Genomic DNA, 14120 nt, shown 5'->3' with positions numbered 1-14120 from the left:
CTGGCGCCCGCGCATTGCGTGTTACGCATCTCCCCGACGTCTCTGTCGGAACACCTGCTCCCAACGCCCGGCATTCTGAATCGATTTGCGGCACAATGGTTTGTGTGCAATCCATTTGTACGCTTTTTTTTGCCGAGGTGGATCATGACCCAGCGCCCCGCTCTCCCCTTCACGCTCGACGAGCAACTGTGCTTCGCGCTCTACTCGACCTCCCTCGCGATGACGAAAGCGTACAAGCCGCTGCTCGAAAAGCTCGGACTCACGTATCCACAATATCTGGCGATGCTCGTGCTGTGGGAAACCGACGACGTCACCGTCAAGGACATGGCCACGCGTCTGAATCTCGACCCGGCGACGGTCACGCCGCTGCTCAAGCGCCTCGAAGCGCAGGGACTCGTCGAGCGCGCGCGCGGCACCGACGATGAGCGCCTCGTCTACATTCGCTTGACCGGCGCGGGCAAAGCGCTCAAGCGTCAGGCGCGCGACGTGCCCGGCGAGATCCTCTGCGCGACGCAGCAGTCGCCGGACTTCCTGCTGCGTCTGCGCGACGACCTCACCCGCCTGCGCACGACGCTCAACGACTTTATGGACCAGTAGTGCGATAACTGAAACGGACTAGTTCCGGTTTAACCGCAAAATTAATTTGCACACAAATGATTTGTGTACTATCTTACTCACATGCCGCTTCGCTAGCACTTCGCCAGACCGGCGAACCGGCAGCCAGCGGCAAACATGCCAACTTCGACACCCAAAACAAGGAGCTGCACCATGAACATCCTCTACAAGGCAAGCGCAACGAGCACCGGTGGCCGCGACGGCCGCGCCGTATCGTCGGACAATGCATTGGAAGTGAAGCTGGCCGCGCCGCGTGAGCTCGGCGGGAATGGCGCGGCAGGCACGAACCCTGAACAGCTGTTCGCGGCCGGCTACTCGGCCTGTTTCCTGAGCGCCATGAAGTTCGTCGCCGGCCAGCGCAAGCAGGCCCTGCCGGCCGACACGCAGGTTTCCGCCGACGTCGGCATCGGCCCGAACGACAAGGGCGGCTTCGCGCTCGACATCGATCTGCGTATCTCGCTGCCGGGCTTCGCTGCGGACGCAGCGAAGGAACTGGTCGATGCGGCACACCAGGTCTGCCCGTACTCGAACGCTACGCGTAACAACGTCGCGGTTCGTCTGCACGTCGCTTGAGGTGAGGTCGGCCGTCGCGCCGATCAGCACCGCCAGGGAAGAACCGCTGACGGCGCATTACCCGGCGCCGTCGCGAGCAGCGCCCGCACCCTGCACAATTGGGACGGGCGCTGATCATTCTGGCGCGTGCGGCACGCTATGTGCGATGCCGGTCGTCAACTACCTTCATTCCGACCGCTCTTCCCGATGACACGCGCCCGCCGCCTGCACGACAGTTTCGACGCCGGCCTCGTCTGGTTTCGCCGCGATCTGCGCAGCACCGACCATGCCGCGCTGTACTACGCGCTCAAGCATTGCGAGCGCGTCTGGTGCGTGTTCGTGTTCGACACGACGATCCTGCAGCCAATCGTCGATGCCTGGCAGACGCGCCACCCAGGTGAGCCGGTGCGGGATCGCCGCATTGACTTCATTCTCGCGTCACTGGCTGAACTCGACGACGCGTTGCGCGCGCTCGGCGGCGGCCTCGTCGTGCTATACGGCGATCCGGCCGAGCTGGTGCCGAAGCTCGCGGCGGAGTTGCGCGTCGATGCGGTGTTCGCGAATCACGACTATGAGCCAGTGGCGATCGAACGCGACGCGACAGTCGGCGAGCGTCTCGAGGATGCGGGCCGGCAGTGGCTAACGTTCAAGGACCAGACGATTTTCGAGCGCGACGAGCTGCTGAACGGCCAGGGCAAGCCGTTCGCGGTCTTCACGCCGTACAGGAACGCGTGGCTCAAGCAATTGAACGGGTTCGATCTCAAGCCCTACCCGGTGGAGACCTACACGAAGCATCTGGCGGCGCTGCCGCGCGAGCTCGATCGTCGCTTGCCCACGCTCGATCAGCTCGGCTTCACGCCGAGCAACCTGACGGACTTGCAACTGCCCGCCGGCATGAGCGGCGCGCAACAGTTGCTCGACGATTTTCTGACGCGCATCGATAGCTACGCGGACAGGCGTGATTTCCCCGCCGCCAAGGGGCCGAGCTATCTGTCGGTGCACCTGCGCTTCGGCACGATATCGATCCGCACACTCGCACGGCTCGCGTACGAGATGTCGCTGCAACCCGACGGCAAAGGCGCGGCAACGTGGTTGTCGGAACTGATCTGGCGGGACTTCTACTTCATGGTCCTGGCGCACCATCCGCGCATCGCGAAAGGCGCGCCGTTCAAACCGGGATACGAGCATTTGCGCTGGGAAAAAGGTCCCTCGGCCGACGCAGCGTTCGCCGCCTGGTGCGACGGCCGCACCGGCTATCCGCTCGTGGATGCCGCGATGCTGCAGTTGAACCGGACCGGCTATATGCACAACCGCCTGCGGATGGTCACGGCGAGCTTCCTCGCGAAAGATCTCGGCATCGACTGGCGGCTCGGCGAGCGCTACTTCGCCGATCTGCTGAACGACTTCGATTTCTCGGCGAACAACGGCGGCTGGCAGTGGGCCGCCTCGACCGGCTGCGACGCGCAACCTTACTTCCGTATTTTCAATCCGGTCACGCAATCCGAAAAATTCGACCCCGACGGACGCTTTATCAAACGATATCTACCCCAGCTCGCCAAGTTGCCGGCAAAATGGATTCACGCGCCGTGGCTGGCAGGTGCGGAGCGGCTCGCGGAGTTCGGCGTGGTGTTAGGCGGAAATTATCCCGAGCCGATCGTCGATCACGCACAAGCCCGCGAGCGCACACTGGCCCGATACGGAAAGTGAGTGCCTGCTCACATCGTTGAATAAGAACGTCTGGAGGGGTGAAGATGCGCCGTCTGCCGTCGCTGCTCGTGTTTCTGATTCTGACGCTGGCGGCCGGCTGGGCCGCGAGTCTGTCGCTGCCGGATGCGTGGTACACGGGCCTGCAAAAGCCCGTGTTCAATCCGCCGAACTGGGTTTTCCCGCCCGTGTGGACCGTGCTTTACGTGCTGATGGCGTTTTCCGCCTGGCGCGTGTGGAAGCGCGACGGCCCGAGCGCGGCGATCGTACTGTGGGTCGTGCAGTTGCTGTTCAACGCAGCATGGATGTGGCTGTTTTTCGGCCTGCATCGGCCGCAGATAGCACTGATCGACATCCTGATCTTGCTGCTGCTGATCGTGATGCTGACGTATGTGTTCTGGCGACGCGATCGCCTCGCGGGCATTGTGCTCGTGCCGTACGTCGTGTGGGTCGCGTATGCGGCCCTTCTGAACTACGCGTTGTGGCAGCTGAATCCGGCTGCTTAGCCGTAGTGCTGGCTCATCCACGACGGCGCACGCAGGTTCGATTCCTGATCGAGCTTGCGCATACGGAATTCGAGGTCGTAGAGATCGGTCGCTTCGGCCAGATAAGCGTCAGCACGCTCTTTTGCGAGCTGGTCCGGCGACTTGGTCAAAAAGAGGAACAGGCGGCTGAGCAGATACATGGTTCACCTCGGCAATGATAGCTAGGCGTTTGCGCCTAAGGGATAACCCGTATTATAGGGAAAACCCTGAGTTCGCGCTACTGTTCATTTTCGAGGTGTTGCTCGGACGTCACCGCCCAGCCGAAGACGCCGCGAATCCTTCCGCGATGCGGCCTGCGTCCGTGCGACGCTGGTGCCGGAAAAACTCCCACAACATAGCGCTCGCGTCCGGGCCCTTGGACGAATGGAACGGCAGCGCATCGTCGCCGCCGGCCCATGCGTGACCGAGCCCTTGCACGCGACATACGCGCACCACGCGCCGCCCGCCGCGCAGATAATCGCGCACCACGACGCCATTTTTGCGGTCTTCGCGCGTCTCGCCGGCTTTGCGCGCGCCGTTTGCGTCGATGAGGCGGTTCAGGCGCACGAACTGTGTCGCCAACTGGTCGGCGTTGACCGGCGTGACCACATGGTCGGCGTCGCCATGGATGATCAATGCCGGCATCCCCGGGTACTGCGCGACGTTCGTCGTTTCGTCGACGAGTTCAACCGGCTCGCGACGCGCGCCACGCCGCATGACGTCCATCGCGGTAATGCCGGAGCGGGCTTCGCCGAACGCGGGGCCGGAATGCAGCGCGACAGCGGCGAAATGCTGCGGATACCTGACGGCCAACAGCGCCGTCAGCCCCGCGCCCGCCGAAATCCCCGCCACGTACACACGCTCGCGGTCAAAGCCGTGCTGCTCGACCAGCGCATCCACCAGCGAGACGACCGCGCGCGCTTCCGCGCCGCCCGCGTTGTCGCCGGCGTCGTACCAATGCCAGCAGCGGTGCGAGTGCGCGTGCTTCGATTGTTCGGGGTACACGACCGCGAAGCCGTAGCGATCGGCGAGCAGGTTCATCCGCGTGCCTTCGGCGAACTCGTCGATCGACTGCGTGCAGCCGTGCAGCATCACGACGAGCGGCATCGCCTCGTGCGCGTGCCCGGACGGTATATAGAGCCCGTACTGCAAATGATTGACCAGCCGGCCCGGCGCGGCCGGCGCGGAATGGAACGAGCGCGTCCACGCGCCGCTCGCCCATGCGGCCGCCCGGGGACGCACGCGCGACTCGCGCGGCGCTTCGCGTTTCGCGGGCTTGCGCAGCGCGGCAGTCGGCTTCAGTGGATGAGCCTTGCTCGACGGTTTGGTGGTAGCGGCGCGAGCCGGTCGCGCCTGTACTCGCTTGGCGGTTTTTTGCGCGTGTTCGGTTTGGATCGCGAGCAGGCGCTTGAAACCGCGCAGCCAGATTTTCGACAGGCTTTTTGCCATCGGCGATAGCCTCGCAAAAGGGACAAAAACGGACCCCAGATACTGCGGATCAGATGAAGTTGTGCAATGCACAATAACATCATTTTTCCTGCGTTGCTGAACGTCGGCGCCGGTCTTCGTGCCCATTTCAGTCACCCCGAACCTTGCCTGCGGCCTGTCGTCAAACTGCGTCGATAGCTGTTCGGCAGCCCACACTTCGGCGCGCAAATGCGCCGTGCGCCGCGAGACCGTTCGCGCGACACCCGACTATACTGGCGGTTGATTTCCCGACGTGTCGATCCTGGCCGCAGCGGCGTTCCGCGCCGGCAGCGCGCCGATTTCCACCAACCCGATTTCACGCGACCCCGTCGCGCTTCGCCCATGCCCGATTTACCGATCCACCTGTGGTATTCGATCACTAGCCTCGGCGGCGCCGGCTTGACGCTGCCGCTCGCGTTCGCCATAGCGCTGTGGTTGGCGGTCGGCTACTCGTGGCGCCTCGCGGCCTGCTGGCTCGCACTGCTGGGTACGGCGATCGGCGTCGTGACCGTGACCAAGCTCGCCTTCCTCGGGTGGGGCGTCGGCGTGCGCGAACTCGATTTCACCGGCGTCAGCGGTCACTCCATGCTGTCCACCGCCGTCTATCCGGTCGCGTTATTTTTGATGCTATTGCCTGCGCGCCGCGCCATCCGGGTGCTGGGTGTGCTTGCAGGGCTTGCCGCCGGCCTGGCGGTGGGCTTGTCGCGCGTCGTGCTGAGCGCGCATTCGCCGTCCGAAGCGGTGACTGGCTGCCTCGTCGGCGCGCTTGCCGCGCTCGCGTTCGTGCGAATCGCGTGGAATGCGGAAGCGGACCGGCTGTCGGCGCTGCCGGTCGCCGTCAGCATGATGGTGCTCGCACTGCTGATGCATGGCGTGCACGTGCCCACGCAGCGCTGGGTCACGCATATCGCGCTGAAGGTGTCCGGCCACGACCGGCCGTTCATTCGCGCGACATGGCGGTCCACCCGCATCATTCGGCCATCGGCCGCGCCGCTGTCGCAAACTCGCAATAGGCTCGAGCCGATGCGCGCGTCGGACATCTGAACGCTGCACCGGCCCTTCCGGCGCGTTTTCGAGCTTCCTTTTACAGTTTCGTAACGCTTCGCTTGCGCTCGCGCTATGCGCGAAGCGCAACACCGAATCGATCGTTTCGCCCACCGCTATAACCGCGCATATATTACGATAGGGTTTTAAGCCGCTGCTTCCCGTTCACGTCAGACTCCAGAGCCTACATGACCCTCTCTCGCCATCTGAAGCAGTACGCGCTGTGCGTCGCAGCCGCTGCCTCCGTCGTGGTCAGCGTGAATGCGCACGCCGATGAACTGGTGGTCTCGGCCGCCGCCAGTCTGACCAATGCGTTCAAGGCGGTCGGCGACGCGTTCGAGCAGCAGCATCCGGGCACCAAGGTTCTGCTGAACTTCGGCGCGTCCGACGTGCTGATGCAACAGATCGTCAAAGGCGCGCCCGCCGACGTTTTCGCGTCCGCCGATCAGAAGGCAATGGACAAGGCCGCCGCAGAAAAGGTGATCGTGCCGGCGACGCGGCGCGACTTCGCCGCCAACTCGCTGGTGCTGATCGTACCGGCCGACAGTCATCTCGCTCCCGCCAACCTGAAGGCGCTGACGACCGCGAACGTCAAGCGCGTCGCATTCGGCGATCCGGCCTCGGTGCCGGTCGGCCGCTACACGCAGGGCGCGCTGCAGGCCGCGGGCGTGTGGGACGCGGTCAACGCGAAGGCGGTGCTTGCGTCGAACGTGCGTCAGAGCCTCGATTACGTCGCGCGCGGCGAAGTCGACGCCGGCTTCGTGTTCGGCACCGACGCCGCGATCATGCCCGACAAGGTCAAGGTCGCGATGAGCCTGCCGACGCAAACGCCGATCACCTATCCGATCGCGCAGGTCGAAGGCAGCCATCACGCAGCCGACGCTCAGGCATTTATCGACTTCGTGCTGTCGCCGGCCGGCCAGGCGGTGCTCGCGAAGTACGGCTTCAAGCCGGCGCATTGATTCACACGGAGAGCACACGCTCATGGAACAGGCCTGGGTTCCGCTGCTGCTGTCGCTGAAGGTCGCGGGCTGGGCCACCGCGCTCAATCTCGTGCTCGGCGTCGCGGTGGCGCTCGGTCTGTCGCGCTGGCGCTCCGGCGCGCGCGACGTGATTGATTCGCTGCTGATGCTGCCGCTCGTGCTGCCGCCCACCGTGCTCGGCTACTACCTGCTCGTACTGCTCGGCCGACGCGGCGTGATCGGCGCGTGGCTCGACCGCTTCGACATCCAGCTCGTCTTCACGTGGCAGGGCGCGGTGATCGCGTCGACGGTGGTCGCGTTTCCGCTGGTGCTGAAGTCGGCGCGCGCCGCCTTTGAAGGCGTCGATCCGCAGCTGGAGCACGCGGCGCGCACGCTCGGGATCAGCGAGCCCGCGGTGTTTTTCCGCGTGACGCTGCCGCTCGCCGCGCGCGGCATCCTCGCCGGCGGCCTGCTCGCGTTCGCGCGCGCGCTCGGCGAATTCGGCGCGACGCTGATGGTCGCGGGCAACCTGCCGGGCCGCACGCAGACACTGTCGGTCGCGGTCTATTCGGCGGTGCAGGCCGGCGACGACCGCACCGCCAACTTCCTCGTGCTCGTGACCTCGGTCGCGTGCGTGACGATCCTGCTGCTCGCGGGACGCCTCGTGCCGCAGCACACGCTTCTGAGAGCCCGCTGACATGCCGCTCAACGTCGCCATCCGCAAGACCTTCGAGACCGCCGAGCGGCGCTTCACGCTCGACATCGCGTTCAGCGCGAACACGCAACGGCTCGTGCTGTTCGGACCGTCGGGCGCGGGTAAAAGCCTGACGTTGCAGGCGATCGCCGGCTTGCTGCGTCCCGATGAAGGGATCATCACCCTGCACGGCACCACCTTGTTCGATAGCGCGGTCGGTATCGATCAGAAGCCGCAGGCGCGCAAGATCGCGTATCTGTTTCAGGACTACGCGCTGTTTCCGCATCTGAACGTGCGGCAAAACATCGGCTTCGGGCTACACCAGGGCTGGCTCAATCCGCGCGCGCGCGGCGCGCACACGGAGGTCGATTACTGGCTCGACGCGCTCGAATTGAGGGGCGTGGCGGGCAATCATCCGGCGCAACTGTCGGGCGGGCAGAAGCAGCGGGTCGCGCTCGCGCGCGCGCTCATTTCGCAGCCGCGCCTGCTGCTGCTCGACGAGCCGTTTTCCGCGCTGGATAGCCAGTTGCGCCAGCGCATGCGGCGCGAGCTATCGGACCTGCAAACGCGGCTCGACATTCCGATGGTGCTGATCACGCACGATCCCAACGACGTCGCCGCATTCGGCGATCAGGTCGTGCAGATCAGCGACGGCCGCGTGCTCGAGGATCATCCTTTTCCCGGGTATGCGCGCAGCGAGGCGTCACCTCGTTGAGCGGGCGGCTTGGCGCCCTCGCTTCGAGGCTTGGCTTGCGCCTCCACTACGCCCCGGCAAGCCTCAATCCTTCACGCCGAGTATCACGCTCGACGCCTTGAACACGGCGACCGCACTCGCGCCTTCCTGCAAACCGAGCGTGTCGACGCTGCCATTGGTGACGATCGCGGTGACAACCGCGCCGCCTTCGAGCCCGAGCGACACTTCCGCGTTCACCGCGCCGCGCTTCACGCTCTGCACGGTGCCGCGCAACTGATTGCGCGCCGACAGCTTCAACGGCGCATCGCCATCGCCGTCACCCGCAACGAGCAGCACGACCCACGACGCCTTGATCAGCGCAAACGCCGCCACGCCGACCGCGAGCCCGAGCGCTTCGGTGCTCTCGTGCGTGAGCACCGCGACGATCGTGTGGCCGCCGGGCAGCGCGAGCGACACCTCGTCGTTGACGGTGCCGCGCTCGATCGTCGACACCGTGCCGTAGAACTGATTGCGCGCGCTCGTCTTCACGCCGATGCGGCCGATCAGGTCCCAGTCCGTCGCGAAGCCTTCGCCGATCGCCGCGCCGGCGCGTTCGAGAAAGCGCCGATGCTCGCGCTCGACCGCGCGAAACGTGTCGATCAGCTTCACCGCGCGCGGCGTCAGCGTCGTGCCGCCGCCGCCCTTGCCGCCGGTCAGACGCACGACGAGCGGCTCGCCGGCGAGGTTGTTCATCGTGTCGATGGCATCCCACGCGCCTTTGTAGCTGATGCCGACCGCCTTCGCCGCGCTCGTGATCGAGCCGGTCTCGCCAATCGCTGCGAGCAGCGCGATACGGGCCGCGCCGCCGAGCGTCTGCGTGCCGGCTTGAAACCAGACGGAGCCGCCGAGTTCGAGAGCGTCGCGCGGAGGATCGGGGCGGTCGGTGGTCATGACGGACAGTAGTCGAGCGTACGTGGTCGGGCGGAAAATCATTATAGCGACGCGCTCTTGCGCCGCTGGCCGCTGCGCTCGCGGCTCACCACGGCACGACTCTGCCGAGGTAGTCGAGGTAATGCAAACCGGTGCGGCCTTCGTAAGCGTCGATCGTGCTGACCAGGTTCGGGATGCTTTCGTCGATGCTCAGACGCGCGTCCGGGCCGCCCAGGTCGGTTCGCACCCAGCCGGGCGCCATCAGCAGCAGGGTTTTGGTGTCGCTTCGATGACGCGCGGCAAAGCTGCGCATGAACATGTTGAGCGCGGCCTTGCTGCCGCGATAGACCTCGTAGTTGCCGTTCTCGTTGTTGGCGACGCTGCCCTGCCCCGACGACATCACGCCGATCGTGCCGCTCGGCCGAACGAGATCCTGCAGCGCCTCGACGACCCGCATCGGACTCAACGCGTTGGTCACCATCACGCGCACGAATTCGTCGGTCGATACATCCGCGATCGTTTCGCGATCGTCGTTCTTGACGCCGGCATTGACGAAGAGCATGTCGATCGGGCGTCCTTCGAGGCGGCCGCGCAGCGCGGCGACCTGTTCGGGAATCGTGATGTCGACCGTTTCGACTTCGAGCGCCGCAGGTGACGCCTTCGCAAGCTGAAGGAGCCGGCTCGTGGAATTTTGCCTGCCGGTGGCGATGACTCGCCAGCCGCGTTTCAGGTACTCCTCGACCATTGCGAAGCCGAGGCCGCGCGAGGCGCCGATCAGAAGCACGGTTTTTTGTTCGGTTGCGGGTTGCATGGAGCGTTTCCTGTCGATGGACTCGGGTTGAAACTGGTCAACGAAACATAGTCACGCGTGACACGGCGCGGAAGATGCAATGCTTGCACTTATCGACCGTGAATCGTCGACAATGAGCAAAAGCCCGAATCAGGAGACCGCCCGATGCCACTCTCTGATCACTACTGGTTCCCGGCTAAACGCTATGGCTGGGGCTGGGGCTTTCCCGTGCGCTGGCAAGGATGGGTGACGCTGCTCGCGTATCTCGTGTTGCTCGGGGTGGTCGCTTTCCGCTTTCATCCCGCGGGTCATCCGCTCATGTTCGCGTTGCTGGTCGCACTATTAACCGCGGCTCTCGCGCTCGTGTGCTGGCTGAAGGGCGAGCCGCCACGCTGGCGGTGGGGTAAGCACTAGCCAGCCCGCTCGGCCACGCCAGCACCCGCGTCTTCAGCCGGGCATGCAGGTGCTCGGGTTAAGGGTTCATTCGGTTTCGCTGTCGTCGGTGTCGGCATTGGAGCTGATTTCGTGCCGCATCGCCGCGCCTGCAAGCAGGCTCCCCTGCATCGGCGCAGCCTCCTCGCGCTCGCTGTACCGATCGGTCAGATAGTCGGAACGGTCCCGCACCAGCAGCGTGAACTTGAACAGCTCTTCCATCACATCGACCACGCGGTCATAGTAGGACGAGGGCTTCATCCGGCCATCGGAATCGAACTCCTGGTATGCCTTCGCGACCGACGACTGATTGGGGATGGTCACCATCCGCATCCAGCGGCCAAGCACGCGCAGCGCGTTGACCGCATTGAACGATTGCGAACCTCCGCACACCTGCATCACAGCCAGCGTGCGGCCTTGGGTCGGCCGTATTCCCGCGCTTTCGAGCGGCAGCCAGTCGATCTGATTCTTGAATACGGCCGTGAGATTGCCGTGGCGCTCCGGGCTGCACCAAACCTGCCCCTCCGACCATTCGGACAGCTTGCGCAGTTCGACGACTTTCGGATGGTCTGCCGGGACACTATCGGCGAGCGGCAAGCCGTGCGGGTCGAATACCCGAGTTTCAGCGCCGAAATGCCGGAGGATGCGCTCGGCTTCGAGCGTCAGCAACCGGCTATACGACGTTGCTCGCAGCGAACCATACAGCAGCAGGATGCGTGGCGGATGCGCCGAAATCGTCACGGGTGCCAGCTTGTCCGCGTCCGGTATGTCGAGGTGCAAAGGGCTGACGTTCGGCAGGTCACTCATCACGGTCCGTTTCTCCCCAAGGCGGGCGCGATTTTTCGCTGCCCTGATTCGTACCATCCTTGCGAACGCTTCACGACGCCCACGACGAGCAGCATCACCGGGACCTCGATCAGGACGCCGACCACGGTCGCGAGCGCGGCACCCGAATGAAAACCGAACAGGCTGATCGCCGTGGCCACGGCGAGTTCGAAAAAGTTGCTCGCGCCAATCAGACTCGACGGGCCAGCGACGCAATGCGCGACGCCCAACTGGCGGTTGAGCAGGTAGGCCAGTCCCGAGTTCAGAAACACCTGGATCAGGATTGGCACGGCGAGCATCGCGATTACCAGCGGCTGCTCGAGGATCTGTTGACCCTGAAACGCAAACAGCAGGACCAGCGTCAAGAGCAAAGCGCAGATGGACCAGGGACCGAGACGGGCAACGACACTAAGGAAATGCTCTTCGCCCTTTCGAAGCAAGCGGTGGCGCAGCAGTTGCGCGAAGATGACCGGGAACACGATATACAGGCCAACCGAAGCAATCAGTGTGTCCCACGGCACCGTAATCGCGGACAGCCCCAGCAGCAATGCGACGAGTGGCGCGAACGCTACGACCATGATCGAATCGTTCAGCGCGACCTGCGACAGAGTGAAATACGGATCGCCCTTGCACAACTGCGACCACACGAAAACCATCGCCGTGCACGGCGCGGCCGCGAGCAGAATGAGACCCGCGACGTAGCTGTCGAGTTGCCCGTCGGGCAGCCACGGCCTGAACACATGACGAATGAACACCCAGCCCAGCACGGCCATAGAGAACGGTTTGACGAGCCAGTTGACCGCGAGCGTCACGCCGATACCGCGCCATTGGCTGCCGACCTGCTTCATCGCCGAGAAGTCGATCTTGATGAGCATCGGGATGATCATCACCCAGATCAGCGCGCCGACCGGGAGGTTCACGTGCGCGACTTCCATGCGCCCGAGCACCTGAAACACGTTGGGCGAGATCTGGCCGAGGATCACGCCTGCCACGATGCACAACGCGACCCACACTGTCAGATAGCGCTCGAAGAAGCCGATAGCTGGGCGCGCGGCTGCACGAGCGTCAGCGCGACTCATTGGTTTCCTCTGCCGGACGCTCGCCGATCGCACGCATTTCGCGCTCGATCGTGTCGTGGCTGAGCGCATGCAGCGGCAGGTTCACGAACTGGTTCACGCGGTTCATGATCTGTCGATAGACCTTGTCGAAAACCTGGCGCTTCTCGTCGTCGGTTCCGTGGCAGGCTGCGGGATCTTCAAAGCCCCAGTGTGCGCTGACCGGCTCGCCGGGCCAGATCGGGCAGACCTCGCCCGCAGCCTGATCGCATACGGTAATGACGAAGTCCATCCGCGGCGCGCCGGGCGTGGCGAACTCGTCCCAGCTCTTGCTGCGCATCTTCGCGGTGTCGTAGCCAAGCGCCGCGCATTTCTCGATCGCGAACGGATTCACTGCGCCGGACGGATGGCTGCCCGCGCTGTACGCGCGAAACTGGCCTTTGCCGAGCACGTTGAACAGCGCCTCAGCCATGATGCTGCGGGCGCTGTTGCCAGTGCAGAGAATCAGCACGGAATACGGTTTGCCGCTCACGTGCGGCTCCGAAATGAAATGCTTGTCTGCGACGGAACGCAGCAGGCTGCCGCGGGTTCGTTCGCTGCCAATGCCTGGGTATGAGATTGCCCATAGATCGGAGCCGATTCGAGCGTCCGGAAGGTTTCCCAAGCCACGCCTTGCGGATCGACTGTCCATGCCTTGTCCGACTTCGCGTAACAGCATGTCGTGCCGCTCTGATGTTGCACGGGAACTTCAGCGGCGGCGAAACGCGCGTTCATCTCTGCCAGTTCCTCGTCGGTTTCGACCTGGATGCCGATGTGATCGACGCCAGGCTTCGCCCCGCGTTGCGAGATCGCGAAGTTCACGACCGGGTCGCTCAACTCCCACTTGCAGTAATCGCTCTTGATGACCGTCGGCTCGACATTGCCGAACATCGCGCTGTAGAAGCGGATGCTGTCGGCAAGATTGTCGACAGCCACGTGAATGTGCATGCGTTTCATGTTTCGTCCGGGCAGCAGTTGGGAAGGTCGCTGGCGGCACACGAGGTACCGGAGCAGCAGTTCTCTGTGAGGAAGCCGATCAGCGACGTCATCGCGTCGAAGTTCGCGGTGTAGATGACGAAGCGCCCTTCCTGCCGCGGATTCACCAGTGCGGCGTGGGTCAGGTCTTTCAGGTGGAATGAAAGGCCGGAAGGCGAAATGCCCAATTGCTGCGCTATTTCGCCAGCCGCCATGCCTTTGGGACCGGCAACGACGAGCTGGCGAAAGATCGCGAGACGGGATTCGTGAGCGAGCGCGCCGAGCGCGCGTACGGCATTGATCGTGTCCATGAAGACACTATATCCACTCCATCTCTACATTTCAACATTTGTTGAAATGTAGAGATCAGGGCGCTAGTCGGGACGGCTCGCGTACTGCGCAATCCCATTCCCAAACGACCAGTTCTCCTTCTCGACCTCGACGAGATTGATGAACACATCCTCGGGCCGCACGCCGGGCGACTTCCCGAGTTCATCGACGATGCGCCGGTACAGCGCCTTCTTCTGCTCGACCGAGCGCGTGTTGCTGACGGTCAGCTGGATCACGACGAGATCGTCGCCGCGCTCGATATTCTGGTATTGCCGGTCGTAGATCATGTTGTCGGCCGTGTGCTCCGTGATCAGCATGAACATGTCGTCCTTCGGCACGTTGAACGTGTCCACCAGCGAGCGTTGAATACCGGCGGTCAGCGCATGGCGATAGTCGGCCGGCTTGCCGGCGCGCAGTGAGATTCGGGTGAGCGGCATGATGGGTTCCTTGTTGCGGTGTTGGAATGAACACAGCTTAGGCGCGCTCGATCATAATAAACAGATATCCAT

General features: G+C 64.0%; 19 protein-coding genes. 9 read left to right on the top strand and 10 right to left on the bottom strand.

Annotated elements, in window-relative coordinates:
• The first annotated feature begins 144 nt into the window (after nucleotides 1-144).
• The 4 genes from QFZ94_RS09630 (at nucleotide 145) to QFZ94_RS09615 (ending at nucleotide 3377) form a co-directional block, all read left to right on the top strand.
• Nucleotides 145-597 carry a MarR family winged helix-turn-helix transcriptional regulator gene (locus tag QFZ94_RS09630; RefSeq protein WP_429456492.1) on the top strand — a complete coding sequence of 151 codons (453 nt, stop codon included), beginning with the start codon at nucleotides 145-147 and terminating at the stop codon, nucleotides 595-597.
• 171 nt (nucleotides 598-768) lie between these two features.
• Nucleotides 769-1188, top strand: a complete 420-nt coding sequence (locus QFZ94_RS09625; RefSeq protein ID WP_429456490.1) for an organic hydroperoxide resistance protein — start codon at nucleotides 769-771, stop codon at nucleotides 1186-1188.
• Between the two features lie 186 nt (nucleotides 1189-1374).
• Nucleotides 1375-2874 carry a cryptochrome/photolyase family protein gene (locus tag QFZ94_RS09620; RefSeq protein ID WP_429456488.1) on the top strand — a complete coding sequence of 500 codons (1500 nt, stop codon included), beginning with the start codon at nucleotides 1375-1377 and terminating at the stop codon, nucleotides 2872-2874.
• Between the two features lie 44 nt (nucleotides 2875-2918).
• A complete protein-coding gene (locus QFZ94_RS09615) occupies nucleotides 2919-3377 on the top strand; it encodes a TspO/MBR family protein (RefSeq protein WP_368584126.1) in 459 nt (152 codons plus the stop codon).
• On the opposite strand, the gene QFZ94_RS09610 is transcribed toward QFZ94_RS09615, so the two are convergent.
• Nucleotides 3374-3556 (bottom strand): DUF3563 family protein, encoded by a 183-nt coding sequence (locus tag QFZ94_RS09610; RefSeq protein ID WP_176378905.1) that lies wholly within the window; start codon nucleotides 3554-3556, stop codon nucleotides 3374-3376. The genes QFZ94_RS09615 and QFZ94_RS09610 overlap by 4 nt on opposite strands.
• Nucleotides 3557-3665: 109 nt before the next feature.
• Nucleotides 3666-4844, bottom strand: coding sequence for an extracellular catalytic domain type 1 short-chain-length polyhydroxyalkanoate depolymerase (locus QFZ94_RS09605; protein WP_429456485.1), 1179 nt, complete (start codon nucleotides 4842-4844; stop codon nucleotides 3666-3668).
• 360 nt (nucleotides 4845-5204) lie between these two features.
• Between QFZ94_RS09605 and QFZ94_RS09600 the strand changes: the two genes are divergently transcribed.
• From QFZ94_RS09600 to QFZ94_RS09585, 4 genes are all read left to right on the top strand, one after another.
• On the top strand, nucleotides 5205-5906 hold the full coding sequence (locus tag QFZ94_RS09600; protein ID WP_429456483.1) for a phosphatase PAP2 family protein: 702 nt from the start codon (nucleotides 5205-5207) through the stop codon (nucleotides 5904-5906).
• A gap of 188 nt (nucleotides 5907-6094) precedes the next feature.
• Nucleotides 6095-6868, top strand: coding sequence for a molybdate ABC transporter substrate-binding protein (gene modA, locus QFZ94_RS09595; protein WP_429456481.1), 774 nt, complete (start codon nucleotides 6095-6097; stop codon nucleotides 6866-6868).
• A gap of 22 nt (nucleotides 6869-6890) precedes the next feature.
• Nucleotides 6891-7565, top strand: coding sequence for a molybdate ABC transporter permease subunit (gene modB / locus QFZ94_RS09590; RefSeq protein WP_429456479.1), 675 nt, complete (start codon nucleotides 6891-6893; stop codon nucleotides 7563-7565).
• Nucleotide 7566: 1 nt separating this feature from the next.
• The gene (locus QFZ94_RS09585; RefSeq protein WP_429456477.1) at nucleotides 7567-8277 is read left to right on the top strand and encodes a sulfate/molybdate ABC transporter ATP-binding protein; all 711 of its coding nucleotides are present in this window, start codon (nucleotides 7567-7569) and stop codon (nucleotides 8275-8277) included.
• A gap of 63 nt (nucleotides 8278-8340) precedes the next feature.
• Here the strand turns inward: QFZ94_RS09585 and QFZ94_RS09580 are convergent, their stop codons facing one another.
• Together QFZ94_RS09580 and QFZ94_RS09575 are read right to left on the bottom strand one after the other, a co-directional pair.
• Complete coding sequence (locus tag QFZ94_RS09580) at nucleotides 8341-9186, bottom strand: TOBE domain-containing protein (RefSeq protein WP_368584132.1); 846 nt, start codon at nucleotides 9184-9186, stop codon at nucleotides 8341-8343.
• 85 nt (nucleotides 9187-9271) lie between these two features.
• A complete protein-coding gene (locus QFZ94_RS09575) occupies nucleotides 9272-9976 on the bottom strand; it encodes an SDR family NAD(P)-dependent oxidoreductase (RefSeq protein WP_368584133.1) in 705 nt (234 codons plus the stop codon).
• Nucleotides 9977-10120: 144 nt separating this feature from the next.
• Between QFZ94_RS09575 and QFZ94_RS09570 the strand changes: the two genes are divergently transcribed.
• On the top strand, nucleotides 10121-10369 hold the full coding sequence (locus QFZ94_RS09570; RefSeq protein WP_368584134.1) for a hypothetical protein: 249 nt from the start codon (nucleotides 10121-10123) through the stop codon (nucleotides 10367-10369).
• Between the two features lie 66 nt (nucleotides 10370-10435).
• Here the strand turns inward: QFZ94_RS09570 and arsH are convergent, their stop codons facing one another.
• The 6 genes from arsH to QFZ94_RS09540 all read right to left on the bottom strand — a co-directional run bounded on the left by arsH (nucleotide 10436) and on the right by QFZ94_RS09540 (nucleotide 14048).
• Entirely contained in the window at nucleotides 10436-11197 is a 762-nt protein-coding gene (gene arsH, locus QFZ94_RS09565; protein ID WP_429456474.1) for an arsenical resistance protein ArsH, read from the bottom strand.
• Complete coding sequence (arsB, locus tag QFZ94_RS09560) at nucleotides 11194-12291, bottom strand: ACR3 family arsenite efflux transporter (protein ID WP_429456472.1); 1098 nt, start codon at nucleotides 12289-12291, stop codon at nucleotides 11194-11196. The genes arsH and arsB overlap by 4 nt, the downstream gene beginning before the upstream one ends.
• Complete coding sequence (locus tag QFZ94_RS09555; RefSeq protein WP_429456470.1) at nucleotides 12278-12799, bottom strand: arsenate reductase ArsC; 522 nt, start codon at nucleotides 12797-12799, stop codon at nucleotides 12278-12280. Before QFZ94_RS09555 ends, arsB begins: the two co-directional genes overlap by 14 nt.
• Complete coding sequence (locus QFZ94_RS09550; RefSeq protein ID WP_429456468.1) at nucleotides 12796-13263, bottom strand: ArsI/CadI family heavy metal resistance metalloenzyme; 468 nt, start codon at nucleotides 13261-13263, stop codon at nucleotides 12796-12798. Before QFZ94_RS09550 ends, QFZ94_RS09555 begins: the two co-directional genes overlap by 4 nt.
• Complete coding sequence (locus QFZ94_RS09545; protein ID WP_368584139.1) at nucleotides 13260-13592, bottom strand: ArsR/SmtB family transcription factor; 333 nt, start codon at nucleotides 13590-13592, stop codon at nucleotides 13260-13262. The genes QFZ94_RS09550 and QFZ94_RS09545 overlap by 4 nt, the downstream gene beginning before the upstream one ends.
• A 63-nt stretch (nucleotides 13593-13655) precedes the next feature.
• Nucleotides 13656-14048: a tautomerase family protein gene (locus QFZ94_RS09540; protein WP_429456465.1), complete on the bottom strand. Its 393-nt coding sequence runs from the start codon at nucleotides 14046-14048 to the stop codon at nucleotides 13656-13658.
• Nucleotides 14049-14120: the final 72 nt, after the last annotated feature.

The organism is Paraburkholderia sp. JPY465, from assembly GCF_050436725.1.
Lineage (GTDB): Bacteria > Pseudomonadota > Gammaproteobacteria > Burkholderiales > Burkholderiaceae > Paraburkholderia > Paraburkholderia youngii.
Note: the sequence above shows the minus strand (reverse complement) of the source record. Positions and strands in the feature narration are given on the sequence as shown.